The sequence below is a fragment of the Sulfitobacter sp. KMM 9851 genome, assembly GCF_057178245.1.
On sequence record NZ_CM169991.1, the window covers coordinates 3,183,998 to 3,202,500 of the forward strand.

At 57.5% G+C, this 18,503-nt stretch carries 13 protein-coding genes, 2 tRNA genes and 2 rRNA genes (1 of these 17 cut by a window edge); 7 read left to right on the forward strand and 10 right to left on the reverse strand.

Annotated elements, in window-relative coordinates:
• Together ggt and AC1965_RS15770 are read right to left on the reverse strand one after the other, a co-directional pair.
• On the reverse strand, positions 1-1,776 hold the full coding sequence (ggt, locus tag AC1965_RS15765) for a gamma-glutamyltransferase (RefSeq protein ID WP_483884798.1): 1,776 nt from the start codon (positions 1,774-1,776) through the stop codon (positions 1-3).
• Between the two features lie 96 nt (positions 1,777-1,872).
• Complete coding sequence (locus tag AC1965_RS15770) at positions 1,873-2,859, reverse strand: 2-hydroxyacid dehydrogenase (RefSeq protein ID WP_483884799.1); 987 nt, start codon at positions 2,857-2,859, stop codon at positions 1,873-1,875.
• A 158-nt stretch (positions 2,860-3,017) separates the two neighbouring features.
• On the opposite strand from AC1965_RS15770, the gene AC1965_RS15775 reads away from it, so the two are divergent.
• From AC1965_RS15775 to AC1965_RS15805, 7 genes are all read left to right on the forward strand, one after another.
• A complete protein-coding gene (locus AC1965_RS15775) occupies positions 3,018-3,500 on the forward strand; it encodes an SH3 domain-containing protein (protein ID WP_483887064.1) in 483 nt (160 codons plus the stop codon).
• 132 nt (positions 3,501-3,632) lie between these two features.
• Positions 3,633-4,097 (forward strand): YciE/YciF ferroxidase family protein, encoded by a 465-nt coding sequence (locus AC1965_RS15780; RefSeq protein ID WP_483884800.1) that lies wholly within the window; start codon positions 3,633-3,635, stop codon positions 4,095-4,097.
• Between the two features lie 117 nt (positions 4,098-4,214).
• Positions 4,215-5,210, forward strand: coding sequence for an NADPH:quinone reductase (locus AC1965_RS15785; RefSeq protein WP_483884801.1), 996 nt, complete (start codon positions 4,215-4,217; stop codon positions 5,208-5,210).
• 42 nt (positions 5,211-5,252) lie between these two features.
• Complete coding sequence (locus AC1965_RS15790) at positions 5,253-6,578, forward strand: mechanosensitive ion channel domain-containing protein (RefSeq protein WP_483884802.1); 1,326 nt, start codon at positions 5,253-5,255, stop codon at positions 6,576-6,578.
• Positions 6,579-6,642: 64 nt separating this feature from the next.
• Positions 6,643-6,717 (forward strand) — tRNA-Gln (locus AC1965_RS15795).
• A gap of 291 nt (positions 6,718-7,008) precedes the next feature.
• Positions 7,009-8,103: a carboxynorspermidine decarboxylase gene (gene nspC / locus AC1965_RS15800; protein ID WP_483887065.1), complete on the forward strand. Its 1,095-nt coding sequence runs from the start codon at positions 7,009-7,011 to the stop codon at positions 8,101-8,103.
• A gap of 28 nt (positions 8,104-8,131) precedes the next feature.
• Complete coding sequence (locus AC1965_RS15805; RefSeq protein WP_483884803.1) at positions 8,132-9,373, forward strand: saccharopine dehydrogenase family protein; 1,242 nt, start codon at positions 8,132-8,134, stop codon at positions 9,371-9,373.
• 274 nt (positions 9,374-9,647) lie between these two features.
• On the opposite strand, the gene AC1965_RS15810 is transcribed toward AC1965_RS15805, so the two are convergent.
• The 8 genes from AC1965_RS15810 to AC1965_RS15845 form a co-directional block, all read right to left on the reverse strand.
• The gene (locus AC1965_RS15810) at positions 9,648-10,811 is read right to left on the reverse strand and encodes a M24 family metallopeptidase (protein WP_483884804.1); all 1,164 of its coding nucleotides are present in this window, start codon (positions 10,809-10,811) and stop codon (positions 9,648-9,650) included.
• Positions 10,804-11,853 (reverse strand): pyridoxal-phosphate dependent enzyme, encoded by a 1,050-nt coding sequence (locus AC1965_RS15815; RefSeq protein ID WP_483884805.1) that lies wholly within the window; start codon positions 11,851-11,853, stop codon positions 10,804-10,806. Before AC1965_RS15815 ends, AC1965_RS15810 begins: the two co-directional genes overlap by 8 nt.
• A 151-nt stretch (positions 11,854-12,004) precedes the next feature.
• Entirely contained in the window at positions 12,005-13,150 is a 1,146-nt protein-coding gene (locus AC1965_RS15820; RefSeq protein ID WP_483884806.1) for a lytic murein transglycosylase, read from the reverse strand.
• Positions 13,151-13,241: 91 nt separating this feature from the next.
• Entirely contained in the window at positions 13,242-13,706 is a 465-nt protein-coding gene (locus AC1965_RS15825) for a CreA family protein (protein WP_483884807.1), read from the reverse strand.
• A 146-nt stretch (positions 13,707-13,852) separates the two neighbouring features.
• A 5S ribosomal RNA gene (gene rrf / locus AC1965_RS15830) occupies positions 13,853-13,967 on the reverse strand.
• A 90-nt stretch (positions 13,968-14,057) separates the two neighbouring features.
• Positions 14,058-16,995, reverse strand: a 23S ribosomal RNA gene (locus tag AC1965_RS15835).
• Between the two features lie 466 nt (positions 16,996-17,461).
• A complete protein-coding gene (locus AC1965_RS15840) occupies positions 17,462-18,328 on the reverse strand; it encodes a glycosyltransferase family 2 protein (RefSeq protein WP_483884808.1) in 867 nt (288 codons plus the stop codon).
• Positions 18,329-18,430: 102 nt separating this feature from the next.
• Positions 18,431-18,503, reverse strand: a tRNA-Ala gene (locus AC1965_RS15845) (it continues 3 nt past the right edge of the window).

The following is an 18,503-nucleotide window of genomic DNA, read 5'->3' on the forward strand; positions in this document are numbered from 1 at the left end:
TTATTCTCCCATTGCTATGCCTTCGCGGCGCGGGTCCGCCCCGCCGCGCAGATCATCGCCAATTGCGATCATATGCAGGCCTGACGTCAGCGCCCGCACTTCTGTTTCAAATCCGATCGCGGTCAGCGCATCGGCCATCTCGGCCCGCGCCGTGCCCTCTTCCAGATCAAAGGTGCCAAAGCGATTGACGGCATGGGGTGCTGCCACAGCCTGCTGCACGTCCATCCCCCAATCGACATGGGCCACGATCGCCCCTGCGACATAACCGATGATCCGGCTGCCACCGGGGCTGCCCAGCGCCAGCACAGGTTTGCCATCCTTTGTTACGATCGTCGGGGCCATCGACGACCGCGGCCGTTTGCCCGGCTCGACCCGATTGGCAATCGGCACGCCGTCCACATGACTCTTGAACGAAAAATCCGTCAGTTCATTGTTCAGTAAAAATCCCCCGGCCATCACCCGGCTGCCAAAGCCGTTTTCGATGGTCGTGGTCATGCTGGCGACATTGCCCATCCCGTCCACAATCGAGATGTGCGAGGTCGACGGCAGCTCAATCGCCTGATCGTCGGCCCAGTTCAGCGCATGATCAAAGATGGGTTCCCCGTGGGTAACCTCGGGCAGCGCATCATCACCGCGCAGCACCTTGGCCCGGTCCGCCACATAGGCTGGGTCAAGCAACCCGGCGACAGGCACCGGCACGAAATCACTGTCCGCAAGGTATCGCCCCCGGTCGGCAAACGCCAAACGCGAGGCATCACCGATCAACCGCAACACCTGCGCATCCTGCGGCCCCGCGCTCAGGTCGTACCCTTCGAGCAGGCCCAGTATCTGCCCCACGGCCACCGCCCCCGACGATGGTGGCCCCATGCCGCAAACTGCGTGGCCACGGTAGGGCGCGCAGACCGCGGGACGCTCCTTGACCTGATAGATCGCCAGATCGAGGTCAGACAGAACGCCGGGCGTTGTCGCCCCGCGCACGGCCGCGACAATCTGATCGCCGATGTCACCGCCATAGAACGCCGCAGCGCCCTGAGTGGCAAATGCCCGCAATGTCTCGGCATAGGCCGGGTTCTTCAACACCGTACCCGCCGTGATCGGCACACCATCCGGTAGGAAATAGGCGGCCGTATCGGGTGAGGATGCCAAGCGGTCAACGTCATCCGCAACCAGCCCCGCCAGACGCGGCGACACGACAAAACCTGCGTCAGCCATCTGCCTGGCCGGGGCCAGCAGATCGGCCCAATCCTGATTTCCCCAACGCTGATGTACCTCGGCCATAAGGGCCGGTGTGCCGGGCGTGCCAACGGACAGTCCGCCAACGACCGCGTCAAAGAAACCCAGAGGTTCACCATTCTCATTCTGAAACAACCGCGGCGTGGCCGCCAGAGGCGCTGTCTCGCGTCCGTCCAGCGTGGTCATCTCGCCCGTAGCGGCATCATACCAAACCAGAAACGCACCGCCGCCCAGACCCGAGGACTGCGGCTCGACCAGCCCCAGCACTGCCTGTACCGCCACCAGCGCATCCGCCGCCGTGCCACCGCGCGCCAAGACGTCGGCCCCGGCTTGCACCGCATGAGGGTTGGCGGCAGCCACCATCCAGTTCTTTGCCACCACCGGCTTGCCCAGTGCCTTTGCCTCCAAGGCGGCAGTCGCTGCCGCTGACAGCCCCGAAAACCCGCCGACGCCCGCCGCCTCTGGTGCCACCGCATCCGCAGCCTGCTGCGCCGACGCCGCGCCAGCCAGAATAAATCCCAAAACTCCGAAAAAATAACGCATCGCTGTTCCCTTTCACCTTGCCGAACAAACTCGGGGGTGAGGGACAGAGCCCCTCACTCTAAAAACAAACTGGCGCGCGGCGCATCCGCTCCGACGCTACAGCATCGACGGGACGACCTGATCCGGCGGGCGGTGGCCGTCGTCAAAGGTCTTGATGTTGATCAAGACCTTCTCGCCCATCTCAATCCGCCCCTCCAGCGTGGCCGACCCCATATGTGGCAACAGCACCACGTTGGGCAATTCACGCAAGCGCGGGTTGATCTCGCGCCCATGCTCATAAACGTCGAGCCCGGCCCCCTTGATCTCTCCGGCGCGCAGCATCCGGGTCAGCGCATTTTCGTCAATCACTTCGCCACGCGACGTATTCACGATCACCGCATCGGGTTTCACCAGACCCAACCGCCGCGCATTCATCAGATGAAAGGTGCTGGGCGTGTGGGGGCAATTTATGCTGATCACGTCCATACGACTGACCATCTGATCAAGGCTTTCCCAATAGGTCGCCTCCAACGCGGTCTCGACCTCATCGCGCAGGCGCTTGCGGTTGTGGTAATGCACCTGCATCCCGAACGCCCGTGCACGGCGCGCCACGGCTTGACCGATCCGGCCCATCCCGAGGATACCCAAGCGTCGTCCGCCGACGCGTCCACCCAACAGCGCGGTTGGCGCCCAGCCCTGCCAGTCGCCCGATTGCATCACGGCCATACCTTCGGGCATCCGGCGGGTCACAGCCAGAATCAGCGCCATGGTCATGTCTGCGGTATCGTCGGTCAGCACGCCCGGCGTGTTGGATACCAACACACCGCGTTGGCGGGCCGTGGCCACGTCGATGTGGTCAACTCCCGCGCCATAGTTTGCAATGAGCTTGAGCCGCTCACCCGCCTGTGTGATGAGCGGTGCATCGATCTCATCGGTGATCGTTGGCACCAGCACATCGGCCTGTTTCATGGCTTCGCCCAATTCCTCGCGCGTCATTGGGGTGTCGTCTTCGCGCAACCTCACGTCGAACAGTTCCGACAGGCGGGTTTCCACCACGTCGGGCAACCGTCGCGTGACTACAACACTCAGCCGCTTCTTTGACATCCTTGCTCTCCCCGGTCTTGGCCTTTGGCCTTTTCAAGGGCATGGTGTCCCAAGCGGCGACGAGGCACAAGAACACGCGCCGTAAAAAGAGCAACAATAATTCATCGCAGACCGACAGTGCAGGCAGCACCATGAAAACCCAGACTCTTCGATGCGCCATGATCGCCATGGTGTTTTCCATGCTGATCCCCTTCGCCGGTTTTGCGGCCGAAGATACTGGACAGGTTACCAATCTGCCGCTTCCCCGTTTCGTGTCCATGAAGGCTGCCGAAGGCAACGTGCGCCGCGGGCCGTCCCTATCACACCGGATCGACTGGGTGTTCAAGCGCCGCGACATGCCTCTGCGCATCACGGCTGAACACGGCCATTGGCGGCGCGTCGAAGATCGCGACGGCATGGGCGGTTGGGTGCATTACTCGCTGTTGTCGGGCACCCGCACCGTGCTGGTCGAGCAAGACATGCTGCCGCTGCATGTGCGCCCCGACCCACAGGCCCCCGTCTCCGCCGCGCTGGAACTGGGCGTGGTTGCCCGTCTGGGCGACTGCACATTGGAATGGTGTGAACTCCGCTCTGGCGGGTACAAGGGCTGGGCGCCAAAAGCGCGGCTTTGGGGGATCGGTGCGCAGGAATTGCGCGACTGACCGCCGAAAGACCACCAGACAAGGCCCCAGAGACGGTCCGGCGAGGAACCATTTCACCGATGTCGCGTTTGTCAGTGCACGGCGAAGAAACGCCGCCTTGCCTGTCATGACATCACCTCAGGAGTGCCCCCGATGAAAACCCTCGCAGACGCCTTTCACCATACGCTCAAAGATATCTACTATGCCGAAAACGCACTGACCAAGGCGTTGCCAAAGATGGCCAAGGCCGCCCCCACCAAGGAACTCAAAAAGGCATTTGACGACCACTTGGAAGACACCAAGGAACAAATCAAAATCCTCAAGAAAGTCTTTGCCACCATTGATGCAAAACCCGAAGGCGAAAAATGTGACGCCATCGAGGGGCTGATCAAGGAAGGCGAAAGCATCATGGAGGAAGCCTCGGGCAAGGCCCTGGGTGCTGCCCTGATCGGTGCGGCGCAGGCCGTTGAGCATTACGAAATTGCCCGTTACGGCACCCTTCGCCAGTGGGCGAAGGAGTTGAAGAACGAGGAAGGCCACGAGTTGCTGACCCAAATTCTCGACATGGAGAAGGCTGCCAACGCCAAGCTGACCGGCATCGCAGTCACCGAGGCCTGAGCAACACCGCCGCTTCATTGGAAACTTCATATCGGCCCGCCCATGATTGGCGGGCCGATTGCACCTGCAGGCACCTTGGGCCAGACTGAGAAAACCCAACTCAGCGAGAGGCCGACCATGCAAGCGATTACATACTCCTCCTTTGGCGCGGCCCGCGATGTGCTGCACCTTACCGAGGTGGACAGCCCCGCCCCCAAGGCGGGCGAAGTGCGCGTGCGCTTGGCCTATTCCGGCGTGAACCCGTCTGATGTAAAAGCCCGTGCCGGCACCCGCCCCGGTGTGATCAAGCCACCCTTTCCTTTGGTCATTCCGCACAGCGATGGCGCGGGCGAAATCGAGGCCGTGGGCGCGGGCGTAGATGCCAGCCGCATAGGCCAGCCGGTGTGGATCTGGAACGGCCAATGGCAGCGCCCCTTTGGCACCGCCGCAAGCCACATCACCCTGCCCGCTCATCAGGCCGTGCCCTTGCCCAAGGGTGTGTCAATTGAAACCGGCGCATCGCTGGGCATCCCTGGTCTCACCGCCTGCCACGCCGTTTTTGGCAGCGGCGGTGTCGCAGGGGAAACCGTGTTGATACAGGGCGGTGCGGGCACCGTCGGTATCCTTGCGGTGCAACTGGCCAAATGGGGCGGCGCACGGGTGATCGCGACGTCCAGCCCGGACAGCTTTGACCGCGTCACTGCCGCGGGTGCCGATGTGGTGCTGAACTACAAAGCCCCCGATCTTGCACAAAGCATTCTGGACGCCAATGATGGCAAGTTGGTTGATACAATCGTCGAAGTCGAGTTTGGTGCAAACATCCAGGCTGACACTCAGGTTATCGCGCCCAATGGCCGCATCGCGGCTTATGGCTCCGCCCGCGAGATGACCCCAACCCTACCGTTCTATCCGCTGCTGTTCAAAGCGGTGACCCTGGACATCATCCTGATCTACCTGCTGCCAGGAGGCCTGCGCGACAGCGCCATCACGCGACTGCATCACGCATTGGAAGAGGGCGCGCTGAACTGCCCCGTCGAGAAGGTCTTTGCCCTCGATCAGGCCGCACAAGCGCATGAGGCTGTAGAGGCAGGCGGTCGGGCCGGGGCGATTCTGCTGGATTGTCAGGGGCGCTAGCGCTGCTTAGGGTGACGGGATTGTGTTTTAACGGGTTTGCCCATGCGATTTATCACTCTTGCTCTGTGCCTTTTGCTGCTGCCAATTTCTGCCTATAGCCAGACCAGCGATCAGCCGACCGGCACCATCGCTGTGACCGACAGTGCCAATGTCGATGCCGGCATCGCCAACCGTATCCGTGACATACTTGGCGAACTTGACGGCTACGACAATGTAACGGTCACGGTGTCGTCCGGCATTGTCACCCTGCGGGGCACCACATTGGACATGACCACGGCCACCCGGCTTTCCGAACTGGTGGGCCGCGTCGAGGGGGTCGTGGCGATCGAGAACAAGGTGCTTGAAACCACTGATGTGGTCGAAAGGCTCAACCCCGCTGTCGAACGGTTCCGCACCCGCATGGCGCAAACTATTGCATTTCTGCCGCTGGCTGCGGTGGCACTGGGAGTGTTTTTGATCATCATATTGGCGGGCTTTGCCCTCGCACGGATGCGCCGACCGTGGGACCGACTAGCGCCGAATGCCTTTATCGCCGATATCTACCGACAGTTCATTCGGTTGATCTTTCTGATCGGCGGGTTGGTGGTCGCACTTGATATCGTCGGCGCCACGGCGCTGCTATCTGGCATTCTGGGCGCGGCGGGGATTGTCGGCCTCGCCATCGGTTTCGCCGTACGCGACACGGTGGAGAACTTTATCGCGTCCATCATGCTGTCGATCCGCCAGCCGTTTCGCCCTAATGACACAGTCGAGATCGAGGGCGATATCGGCAAGGTGATCCGTCTGACAAGCCGCGCCACCATCTTGCTGAGTTTCGACGGGAATCACATCCGCATTCCCAATGCCACCGTTTTCAAAAGCCGGATCATCAACTACTCGCGCAACGCCGAACGCCGCTTTGTCTATGCGCTTTCGGTGGCCAGCGACGCTGACCTGACCCAAGCGCGCGATCTGGCGCTTGAGACACTGCACAGCCTGCCCTTCGTTCTGGAAACGCCAAACGCCGCGGCCTGGATCGAATCAGTCGATGACCATTGGATCACGTTGCATATGGCCGGCTGGATTGATCAGAATGAAACCAGCATCGTTCTGGCACGCGGTGAGGCGATCCGCCTGACATTGGCCGCCTTTGACGCGGCAGGGCTAAGCGCGCCTGCACCAACCTATCGGCTGTTGCATCTGGGCGATGTCAGCGCCCCCACGGCTCAGCCCCGGATCGAGCCCGAAGACGAGACTTCGGCCCCACAACCAGCCCCGGTTCAGGATGTCGACGCCAAGGCGGACAAGGAGTTAGAGCAGATCGTGGACCAAGAACGCGCCGAATTGCCCCGCCGTGACCTGCTGAGTGTTGAGGCAAGCGAAGAATAGAGCTATTTTTGCGAAAATGGGGTCTTGCACACCGCGCGCGAGGACTCTAATTAACGGCACGTGTTGGGATGTAGCCAAGTGGTAAGGCAACTGTTTTTGGTACAGTGTACCGTAGGTTCGAATCCTACCATCCCAGCCAACACACTTCCGCAAATTCAGACTGTGTGAACCTCACGCTAGATAACGACGCGTCCTCCGTGAAATATGGGTGCACGTTGGTCTTGTCTGCCATCCATGAGGGCGACATCAAACGTAGGTTTGTCGCTTCGCTTTTAATTTTGCGCTGACAAAGTGGCACATGCGATGCGGCCTTTCCAAATTTGATCGTGTTATGTAGGTGCTCCACCGTATCAGTTCATTGGGTGGGGCAGTATCCTGCCCGCGCGCGTGGCCCACGCCGATGGTATCGGCACAACAGAAAGGTTTTGCTGTGCAAACGCCCTATTACCTTATCGACAAGTCTCGCCTGCTTACGAACCTAGAAAAGATCGCCATGCTGCGTCAGGTGTCAGGCGTTAAGTGCCTGCTGGCGCTCAAATGCTTTGCCACATGGTCAGTCTTTGACTTCATGGCAGAATATATGGACGGGTCCACCTCGTCTTCCTTGTTTGAAGTGCGGTTGGGGCGTGAAAAATTTCCGGGCGAAACCCATGCATATTCGGTGGCCTACGCGGATCACGAAATCGCTCAGGTGCTGGCTTGTTCTGACAAGATCATTTTCAACTCAATTGGCCAGCTGGCCAAGTTTTCGCATGAATCTAAAGGGCATGTGCGCGGGTTGCGGGTGAACCCTGGTGTGTCGACGTCTGAATTCGACCTTGCCGATCCTGCGCGTCCTTTCAGCCGGCTTGGCGAACATGACCCCGACGCCATTGCCGCGGTTGCCGATCAGATCAGCGGGTTGATGTTCCATAACAATTGCGAAAACGACAGCTTTGCGCGTTTCGACGAGATGCTTACCCTGATCGAGGACCGGTTTGGCGCAGTGATTCACAAGATGGACTGGATCAGTTTGGGCGGCGGCGTGCATTTTACCGGTGACGGATATCCGATTGAGCGGCTCGCGGCGCGGCTCAAGTCGTTTGCGCAGACATTCGGTGTGCAGGTCTATCTTGAGCCGGGAGAGGCCGCAATCACCGGCGCGGCAACGCTTGAGGTTACGGTTCTGGACACGATGCACAACGGCAAGAACCTCGCAATTGTCGACAGTTCGATCGAGGCGCATATGCTTGACCTTCTGATCTACCGCGAACCGGCGAAGATTTCCCCGAACACAGGCACAGAAGAGTGGATGATCTGCGGGAAATCGTGCCTTGCAGGCGATATTTTCGGCGAGTTTCGCTTTAGCGAGCCGTTAAAGGCCGGGGATCGCCTTTCGTTTCAGGACGCGGCTGGTTACACAATGGTCAAGAAGAACTGGTTCAATGGCGTCAAGATGCCAAGCATTGCGATCCGCGAACTGGATGGAACAATACAGATGGTGCGCGATTTCGACTACGACGATTTTGCCGCCGCACTTTCCTAACTGCAAACAAATGAGGTCTCTTGGATAGATGAAACGCAATGTTCTTATCATTGGCGCGGGTGGCGTCGCACAGGTTGTAGCACATAAATGTGCTCAAAATAACGACGCGCTTGGCGATCTGCACATTGCAAGCAGGACGGTCGCAAAATGCGAGGCGATTATCAAAAGCGTGCACGACAAAAACGCTATGAAACAGGATGGTGTATTCGACGCACATGCGGTCGACGGGATGGACACTACGGCAGTTGCTGAGCTGATCACATCGACCGGTGCGCAGATCGTCATCAACGTCGGCTCGCCTTTTGTGAATATGACAGTCCTTGAAGCCTGTATTCAGACCGGTGCCGCCTATATCGACACAGCAATCCACGAAGATCCCAGCAAAATCTGCGAGACCCCGCCATGGTATGAAAATTATGAATGGAAGCGTCGGGAGGCTTGCGCCGCCGCGGGTGTCACGGCCATCTTGGGCGCTGGTTTCGATCCTGGCATGGTAAACGCGTTTGCGCGCTTTGCGGTAGATGAGTTCATGGATGAAGTGACCTCAATCGACATTGTGGACATTAACGCAGGCAACCACGGCAAATACTTCTCGACGAACTTTGATCCAGAGATCAATTTTCGAGAATTCACAGGCACTGTTTACAGCTGGCAACAAGGCGCATGGCAAGAGAACAAAATGTTCGAAGTTGGCCGCGAATGGGATCTGCCAGTCGTCGGTAAACAAAAGGCCTATATGTCAGGCCACGACGAAGTACATTCGCTTGCCGCAAACTACCCGCAGGCCGACATTCGGTTCTGGATGGGGTTTGGCGATCACTACATCAATGTCTTCACTGTGCTGCAAAACCTCGGCCTTTTGTCAGAACAGCCCGTGACCACCGCTGAGGGTCTTGAAGTTGTTCCGCTCAAACTGGTCAAGGCGGTATTGCCTGATCCGTCCAGCCTTGCACCAAATTACACGGGCAAAACCTGCATCGGTGATCTGTTAAAAGGTATCAAGGATGGCGAACCGGTAGAGGTATTTGTCTACAATGTTGCCGACCATGAGGTCGCCTATGCTGAGGTCGGCAGCCAGGGCATCTCATACACAGCCGGTGTGCCACCTGTGGCCGTTGCGATGCTGATTGCCGATGGCACATATGACAAAGGTGTCATGTTGAATGTAGAAGAACTGGACCCAGAGCCGCTTTTCTCGTTGCTTGACGCCATCGGCCTGCCGACACGTGTCAAGGATGCGAACGGCGACCGTGAATGGAACCGCGCATAAGCGCGGCCATAGGTACACGCTGCCCCAGCCCCCCCCATGGGGGGCTGGCAACGGTTAAGCAGACGTCCTCAAACTGAGAGAGGCCCTTCGCCTTGGCTTAACAATGGGCCGACTGGTCCCACGACCGCCGCCCTATAGAAACCTGTCGTCAACATCCCGCCAGCCGAGCCTCGTAGCACCGCTGGAGATGTCCGCCACAGTTCAGACTTCGCAGGACCTCTCAGACTGGGGTCGCGTGCGATCATAGGCCGTCAGGCAATATCAAAGCCAATCATCATGGCAATTGCGGCAATTTCTGTGGTGCGCGCGCCGATAGCAGTTCGGGTCCATCCCGGCGCAGAACGATGTTTTCTTCATGCACCAAGACCTTCCCCGGCACGATCTGCACGCCTGGTTCAATACACAGCACTATTCCTTCGCGCAGCTCCGTTGTGTCCTTGGCGGTGATTGAGGGCCATTCCGTCAAGGTAATGCCCAGCCCATGACCAAGCCGCCCTTTGCCGGGCGTGGCCCCTTCAGCCAGCAAAGCATCGGTCAGAATTTGGAACAGCTCGGCGGCAGTCATCCCCGGACGCAAGCGTTCCAATGCCACGTCGGTCGCCGAATATAGCGCCGCATGGGCGCGGGTTACGGCATCGTCGGGCGGACCGATGGAAAAGTTGCGGTCGAAATCACAGAAGTACCCATCGCGTACCGCACCGGTGTCGAGCATCAGAACATCACCCAACGCAAGGGGCCGCGATGATGCGGGCGAAATAACGTCGCCATATCCCCCGTGGCCAGCGCCGCCTGCGACATAGCTGACCCAATCGGCTCCTTCCTCCAACAGCGATATCTGAAAATCGCGGAATACCTGATCAAGCGGGCGACCCATCTGCGCAAAGTCGGGCACGCGCGCGAAGGCGCGGTTGGCGATGTCGCAGGTGGCACGGATCTTGGCGATCTCGGCGGGTGATTTGATCTCGCGCACGCGCTGCACGGTCGCGGTGGCATCCACAAATTTGCGGGGGGCGATCTGTGCTGTGATCCGGGCAAAATCGGCGATTGGCATGCGCAGATGTGTTTCCAACCCCATAGGAAGACCAACTGCGCCTTTGTCCGGCACCAATTGCGCCAGCGTATCGGCCAGCAGGCTAACCCCATCATCCAGCGGATCGGGCGCATCCCATGTCCGAATATCGGTTACCCAGGTGCTGCGCATCAGGTCTTCGCCGATGGCAGGGATCACCGCAACTGGCGCGCCCGCGACCGGCACCACCACGAACCACGGGCGCGCCGGGCTTTCCCAAAACCGCGTCAGAAACCCTGTGACATAGAAGACATCCGCGGCCGTCGTCAGCAACAGCGCGTCGATATCCACCGCTTGCATTTCTTCCTGAAGGCGCGCCACTCGCCCGCGATACTCCGCCACAGAGAAGCGCGGCATGTGATCATGCATCTTCCGCCCCTTCGCTGAGGATCGCCAACACCCGCGCCTCGGGGCCGATGTCGGGCAAACCGGCCAACAGCGCCGCCAGACCTGCACCACCCGATGTCGTCGTGACCAACCCATGCTCAGCCAGACGCGCTACACCCTGCGCCGCCTCCGCTTCGGTGATGGTGACAAAAACATCGGCCTCCCGCGCCAGCCCGGCCAGTGCGACCATCGACGGGGTTTTACAATCCAGACGCCCCATGTCGGAAACCGGCCCGGCGGTCGTGACCACTTTTTTCGCCCTAATGCTTTCGATCAAGGCGGGGGCGGCGTCAGGCTCTACCACTATAATTGTCGGCGTATCACCCCAGACCACGCGCGCATAAGCAGCCACCGCTGCCGCCAGACCGCCAACGCCCGCCTGCAACAGGATATGTGTTGGCGGTTCGTCGATCTGATCGGCCGCCTCAGCGGCAAGTTGCAGATAGCCCTCCATGACCCGAGAGGGAAGCCGCGTGTAGCCGGGCCATGACCCGTCCGACAACAGCGTGCCCTGCCCCGCTTCAGCAGCGTCCTGTGCCGCCACGAGGCTTGCTTCATAAGTGGCGCCAGCGCGCACAACCTGCGCCCCGATCCCGCGCAGACGCTCTGCAAACGCCGTCGGCACAGTCTGTGCCAGATATATGACCGCCCGCGCCCCGAACAGCCGCGCGCCAGCGGCAACGGACAGCCCATGGTTGCCCGCGCTGGCTGCGATATAAATGCGCCCCGTCAGCGCCTCGTGCCACCGCTCGTCCTGCACCTGCGCTGCCGCATCGCAGGCTATGGCATAGGCGGCACCAAGCGCTTTGAAACTGCCCAGCCCCATGCGCGTGCTCTCGTCTTTGACATGTAATTGTGCCACGCCCACCTCTGCGGCAAGTGCTGTCATGTTCAAAAGCGGCGTAGGGGAATGCGCTGGACATTTAGCAAGCAGTGCGGCCACGCCTGCCACATCACTCTGTGGCAGCTCCTGGTCATCGCCCAGACCCTTGCCACGCAACGGATTGATCAGAAAGTCTTTCATATGTCCCCCTTAAGACCGCTGCATGGCCTTACAGCGGTTCTGAAAAGACTGGCGCAGTTTATCCAGCGAGTCGAGTGCAGGGTGCAAACGAAATATGCGAGGCCTTCGCCTCGCATATTGGTCTTCGATCATCTTGTCATTCCGGCAGTCGTCACCCCAACCGACGCAACAACTCCATCGACGGCTCGCCTGTCGCGGGCAGGCCGATGCTTTGCTGATAGGCGCTGATGGCCTTGCGGCTGTTCGGGCCGATTACACCGTCGGTGCCGTCCGTATCAAAGCCTCGTGCGGTTAGCCGCGTCTGCAATGCCTTACGGTCATCCTTGGTCATGCCGTTGGCGTCGGGTGGGAAATTGCCCTGAATTGGCCCGCCCCCTGCGATACGGTCGGCCAGATGGCCAACGCCGATCGCGTAGTTGTCCGAGTTGTTGTAGCGCTTCAGCGCCCGGAAATTGCTGGTCACCACAAATTTCGGTCCGCCTGCTTGCGGCTGCAAAATTGATCCGGCACTGGCAGAGACACTGCCCAACTCGCCGCCCCATTTGACGCCGCGTGTCCAGCCATTGCGCGACAGATAAGCCGCTGTCGACGCCAAGGCATCCGAAGGATCGTCCGACCAGATATCACGACGCCCGTCGCCGGTGAAATCGACGGCAAACCCTTCATAGGATGTGGGTATGAACTGCGTGTGCCCCATCGCCCCGGCCCAAGAACCGGTCATATTGGCCGCTGTGGTATCGCCGTTCTGTATAATCTTAAGCGCCGCCACTAACTGCTTTTCAAAGAATGCGCCGCGCCGCCCATCAAAGGCTAGGGTCGACGTCGATGAAATCACCGGCACGTCGCCCCGGCGCTCACCATAGTAGCTCTCGAGGCCCCAGATGGCGGCGACGATCTCGGCAGCGACGCCGTAGCGCTGTTCGATGGCGTTCAAGGTGCTGCGGTGCCGCGCAAAGGCGGCGCGGCCCTTGGTCACCCGTTCCTCGGAGGCGGCAATGGCGAGATAATCTTCAAGCGTGCGGCTGAACTCTGTCTGGTTGCGGTCCCGCTTAACCACACCGGGCAGATAGCCCGCGCCGCGAAAACCAGTGGCAAGTGTCGCGGACGAGATACCCTGACCACTTGCCCGCGTCTTGAAGGAAGCGACCCAGGCATCATAGCCCGCGTTGGGCACGGGCATCAGGTCGGACGGCACCGACCCGCCGCTACGCGCGCTAATGGCGCCACCCGTGCTGCAGGCCGACGTCAGGCCCAATGCAGCCAGTCCGAATGCAAATGTTCTGCGTGAAGTATTCATGTTGCCCGCCCGCTTTTGTTACTTGTTGCGCGCAGCATATCGCAGTTGTCGCGGCGGGCAATGGGCCGCGCGGGCGCGGGCAAGGCTTTGCTTATTGCCCGGCTTGGTACAACGGAACGGTGGACATCGACATTTTCGCCGATCCATTCTGAACTTCACGGGAATGGCTGATATAGATCAGCGTGTTGTTTTCCTTGTCGAATATCCGCTTTACCCGCAGGGTCTTAAAGATAATCGACCGGCGTTCGCTAAACACGGTCTCGCCTTCGTTGTCCATTTCGATATCCCCAATTTCAATAGGGCCGGTTTGGCGACAAGATATGGACGAATTCGAAGGGTCCTCGAACCAATTGCCCTTTTGCAAACGGTCAATCAGCCCCCGATCAAAATAGGCGAGATGGCACGTCACCCCCTTTACCTTTGGGTCTGCCACAGCCTCGATAACGATATCGTTGCCAAGCCAATCAACATCTACATTACCAACGACATCAGCCTGAACCGACGTGGTGAAAAAGGCCGCGATCATCGCAGCAGCGGTTTGGGAAATATACTTCATGCAGACGAACGCCTTATGCATGCCTAATGTTCCTGCATTTTAGTTTTAAGTTTTTGGTTTGGTTTAAACGCCAACAGCCGCCCTTTTGGGGCGGCTGTTTTGGTATTGATCATCGCAGAGAGATACTGATTTGAGGAACTTATTAGGTTTGGCGATGACCTACTCTCCCACGTCTTAAGACGCAGTACCATCGGCGCTACGGCACTTAACGGCTGGGTTCGGGATGGGACCAGGTGTTTTGCTCGCGCTATGATCACCAAACCAAATAAATTCCTCAAATGTCCAAGTCATGTACAGCTAATGTATGTGTATGCTTTTGATAAGATTGTAAAAGTCTTGCTTCTACTGGATCAAATCAAGCCTATCGAGCAATTAGTACCAGTCAACTGAACGTGTTACCACGCTTACATCTCTGGCCTATCGACGAGGTGGTCTACCTCGGCTCTCAGGGATACCTTGTTTTGAGGGGGGCTTCCCGCTTAGATGCCTTCAGCGGTTATCCTGTCCGATCATAGCTACCCAGCACTGCTATTGGCATAACAACTGGTCCACCAGTGGATCGTTCACCCCGGTCCTCTCGTACTAGGGGCAACTCCTCTCAAGTATCCTACACCCACGGAAGATAGGGACCGAACTGTCTCACGACGTTCTAAACCCAGCTCACGTACCTCTTTAAACGGCGAACAGCCGTACCCTTGGGACCTGCTCCAGCCCCAGGATGAGATGAGCCGACATCGAGGTGCCAAACACTGCCGTCGATATGGACTCTTGGGCAGTATCAGCCTGTTATCCCCGGCGTACCTTTTATCCGTTGAGCGATGGCCCTCCCACTTGGGACCACCGGATCACTATGGCCGTCTTTCGACTCTGCTCGACTTGTCAGTCTCGCAGTCAGGCTGGCTTCTGCCATTGCACTCAACGAGCGATTTCCGACCGCTCTGAGCCAACCTTCGCGCGCCTCCGTTACGATTTAGGAGGCGACCGCCCCAGTCAAACTACCCACCACACAGGGTCCCGGATCCGGATAACGGACCGCGGTTAGACATCAAGCAGAACAAGGGTGGTATCTCAAGGGAGGCTCCACGCAAACTGGCGTTCACGCTTCAAAGCCCACCACCTATCCTGCACATGTTCGGCCTAATGCCAGTGTGAAGTTGTAGTAAAGGTGCACGGGGTCTTTCCGTCTAACCGCGGGAAACCTGCATCTTGACAGGTAATTCAATTTCGCTGAGTCTATGTTGGAGACAGCGGGGAAGTCGTTACGCCATTCGTGCAGGTCGGAACTTACCCGACAAGGAATTTCGCTACCTTAGGACCGTTATAGTTACGGCCGCCGTTTACCTGGGCTTCAATTCAGAGCTCTCACCCCTCCTTTTAACCTTCAGGCACCGGGCAGGCGTCAGACCCTATACGTCGTCTTACGACTTCGCAGAGCCCTGTGTTTTTAATAAACAGTCGCCACCCCCTGGTTTGTGCCCCCAGCCTCTAGTTGCCTAGAAACCGGGCCTCCTTCTCGCGAACTTACGGAGGTATTTTGCCGAGTTCCTTCAACATAGTTCTCTCAAGCGCCTTGGTATTCTCTACCAGTCCACCTGTGTCGGTTTAGGGTACGATCTAGCGATGGAGCTATTTCCAGGAACCTCTAAGCAGCCCATTCAATCCGATAAGGATGAACTACCCTCGAGATCCGTCACTTCCATCTGGCCCAGGAATATTAACCTGGTTCCCATCGACTACGCCTTTCGGCCTCGCCTTAGGGGTCGGCTTACCCTGCTCAGATTAGCTTTAAGCAGGAACCCTTGGACTTTCGGCGAGAGTGTCTCTCACACTCTTTGTCGCTACTCATGTCATCATTCTCACTAGTGATCTCTCCACCGGATCGCTCACGCGCCGGCTTCACAGAAAAGACTACGTCTTTTCTGACCTTTTTATGCACTACCGCCTTCGGCTACTTGAGTGCGAACACCCTCGTAACTGACCTTGGTTGTACAAAAGATCATAAAGACACAGTCTTATGTCACACTACGCTCTGCTACCATGCAATAAATGCATCCTCAGCTTCGGCTCATGGCTTGAGCCCCGTTACATCTTCGCCGCAGGACAACTTATTTAGACCAGTGAGCTGTTACGCTATCTTTAAAGGATGGCTGCTTCTAAGCCAACCTCCTGGTTGTTTTGGTCGTCCCACCTGCTTTCCCACTTAGCCATGAATTAGGGGCCTTAGCTGGAGGTCAGGGTTGTTTCCCTCTTCACGACGGACGTTAGCATTCGCCGTGTGTCTGCCATCTAGTACTCCTCGGTATTCGGAGTTTGGTTAGGATCAGTAAGCCTGTGGGGCCCCATTACCCATCCAGTGCTCTACCCCCGAGGGTATTCGGATGACGCTCTACCTAAATAGATTTCGCAGAGAACCAGCTATCTCCGAGTTTGATTGGCCTTTCACCCCTAGGCACAGCTCATCCCGATCCTTTTCAACGGATGTGGGTTCGGTCCTCCAGTAAGTGTTACCTTACCTTCAACCTGGCCATGCCTAGATCACTCGGTTTCGGGTCTGATCCCACAAACTCAACGCCCTATTAAGACTCGCTTTCGCTGCGCCTACACCTAACGGCTTAAGCTTGCTTGTGAGACCAAGTCGATGACCCATTATACAAAAGGTACGCTGTCAGGGCGTAAAGCCCCTCCAACTGATTGTAGGCGTTCGGTTTCAGGTACTGTTTCACTCCCCTCGTCGGGGTGCTTTTCACCTTTCCCTCACGGTACTGGTTCACTATCGGTCAGTAAGGAGTACTTAGCCTTCGAAGGTGGTCCTCCGATCTTCAGACAGAATTTCACGTGTTCCGCCCTACTTAATACGTCCTCTCATGCTTCTTATACGGGACTATCACCCACTCTGGTTGCGCATTCCAACGCATTCTAACCACAATTGAGGCTCGGCTGGTCCCCGTTCGCTCGCCGCTACTAGGGGAGTATCAATTGATTTCCTTTCCTCCGGGTACTTAGATGTTTCAGTTCCCCGGGTTTGCCTTTTTAAGCCTATATATTCAGCCTAAAAATACCTGGTTTACCGCATTATTTTGTCCTACCGCCCAGAGGGCTACTTGAGGACGAACCCCGCATAACCATCAAAATGGTAGGATAAATAACACAGTATCAGGTGGGTTGCCCCATTCAGAAATCCATGGATCAAAGCTTATTCTCAGCTCCCCATGGCTTATCGCAGAGTATCACGTCTTTCATCGCCTCTTACTGCCAAGGCATTCACCAAACGCCCTTTTCGCGCTTGATTTGATCCAGAAAAAGCAAGACTTGTTTATACGTCCTACCGCTTCGCTGCTTGAGGGCTATTTACACCCCGCTGCAGCGTTACCGCATAGAACAACAAAACCTGCGCGACGCACAGAAGCTGGTAAGAAACTGTGCATCCTTATTCCGGTTCAAAAGCATACTTTTTTCCCGCCCAGACCTACGTCTGGACAACGAGCAACGTAGATAGTCCACCGTCCGTGCAGGAGGTGAACATCGTTACTCTGGTTAGTGTACTTGACTTGGACAACACGTCTGTTTCAGCCGCGATACACGCAGAAGACCGAGGAAACAGTCCGCTACATGCCGGTCATCCGAAGATGACAGCAACTGAGATCCTCACCTAACGCGGTGGGACCAACAGTGTTGTTAGTATCTCTCTTTACGATGTCAATTTCGTCCAGATTGGACGAGCAAAAGCGCCGTAGCGCTTTTGCTGATCTAATCTATCAGCAGGTTTTGAACCAGTCAGGCAGTGTCGTACGTGCCAGGTAGTTAATGAACGGCGGCTTAACGATGCCTCGCTTAGGGTCACGTATCGGGTTCTCACCAATTTCCTTGCGTCCCAGCGCGACTGCCTCATCCCATGGCGTTTCATCCATTTCGGAGAGCCTTGCAAAGAACCGCTTGGCGTGAAAATCGGGCTTAGCCCAACCCAGGACGTTCCAGTCGTCTCCGACTGTTTTAGCAACGCTGCGGCGCACATTGTTTGCACTTTTCAACGCCGCCAGATTGGCATGTTTCAGATGTGCAAAATAGACGCCTTCAGGCATTTCGAAGGGAAAGCTTTCCGTCCTGCGGTATCCGCAGAACACGCCATGCCATCTTAGTGGCATCGCCTTTCCAACCGCCCATGCTTTTGAGTAGTTGCCGGTCACACAGGCCACCGAACGGTGTGCCAGTGCCATCTCTCCCGGTTCCAGATCCTTATCGCCCCCGATCTCAGCGATGTTCAGGCCCAACCCAAAAAGGGCTGGCGCCTTCGCCGCTGCGAAGAGGTCTTGAAAAGAACCATGATGTTCTGGATCGAGACAAACAAGCTCATCTGCGTCTGACTGGATGATCCAATCATAAACATTACTGAGACCTGACTGTATATCATTCATCAACCGGCCCCTTACCCGATCAAAGTCTTTCAACTCGTCACGTGGGATGGTGATGATGCTTGCCTCAGGACACATTTCTGAAACTGTTGCATCATATCCGTGGGATATGATGTAAAGGTTCCGCGCCCCGATGTGCCGAACATAATGTGCGTACCATTGTGATAACGCCCAGTAGTCTCGGTAAACCATTGTGATTGCACATATCTTCATATCGCTTTCTAATCCGAATGGACTGGAAACGACAAGTCAGATTGTTGCCCTTCACCGCGACAATGTCGCGATGCCAACCAGATATTCCGTTACCGGAAGATTTGGTGGAGCCTAGGAGGATCGAACTCCTGACCTCCTGAATGCAAATCAGGCGCTCTCCCAGCTGAGCTAAGGC

What these genes read in the sequence shown, in the direction of transcription:
- ggt (WP_483884798.1), bottom strand. Translation starts at nt 1,776, where the DNA reads ATGCGTTATTTTTTCGGAGTTTTGGGATTTATTCTGGCTGGCGCGGCG.
- AC1965_RS15770 (WP_483884799.1), bottom strand. Translation starts at nt 2,859, where the DNA reads ATGTCAAAGAAGCGGCTGAGTGTTGTAGTCACGCGACGGTTGCCCGAC.
- AC1965_RS15775 (WP_483887064.1), top strand. Translation starts at nt 3,018, where the DNA reads ATGATCGCCATGGTGTTTTCCATGCTGATCCCCTTCGCCGGTTTTGCG.
- AC1965_RS15780 (WP_483884800.1), top strand. Translation starts at nt 3,633, where the DNA reads ATGAAAACCCTCGCAGACGCCTTTCACCATACGCTCAAAGATATCTAC.
- AC1965_RS15785 (WP_483884801.1), top strand. Translation starts at nt 4,215, where the DNA reads ATGCAAGCGATTACATACTCCTCCTTTGGCGCGGCCCGCGATGTGCTG.
- AC1965_RS15790 (WP_483884802.1), top strand. Translation starts at nt 5,253, where the DNA reads ATGCGATTTATCACTCTTGCTCTGTGCCTTTTGCTGCTGCCAATTTCT.
- AC1965_RS15805 (WP_483884803.1), top strand. Translation starts at nt 8,132, where the DNA reads ATGAAACGCAATGTTCTTATCATTGGCGCGGGTGGCGTCGCACAGGTT.
- AC1965_RS15810 (WP_483884804.1), bottom strand. Translation starts at nt 10,811, where the DNA reads ATGCATGATCACATGCCGCGCTTCTCTGTGGCGGAGTATCGCGGGCGA.
- AC1965_RS15815 (WP_483884805.1), bottom strand. Translation starts at nt 11,853, where the DNA reads ATGAAAGACTTTCTGATCAATCCGTTGCGTGGCAAGGGTCTGGGCGAT.
- AC1965_RS15820 (WP_483884806.1), bottom strand. Translation starts at nt 13,150, where the DNA reads ATGAATACTTCACGCAGAACATTTGCATTCGGACTGGCTGCATTGGGC.
- AC1965_RS15825 (WP_483884807.1), bottom strand. Translation starts at nt 13,706, where the DNA reads ATGAAGTATATTTCCCAAACCGCTGCTGCGATGATCGCGGCCTTTTTC.
- AC1965_RS15840 (WP_483884808.1), bottom strand. Translation starts at nt 18,328, where the DNA reads ATGAAGATATGTGCAATCACAATGGTTTACCGAGACTACTGGGCGTTA.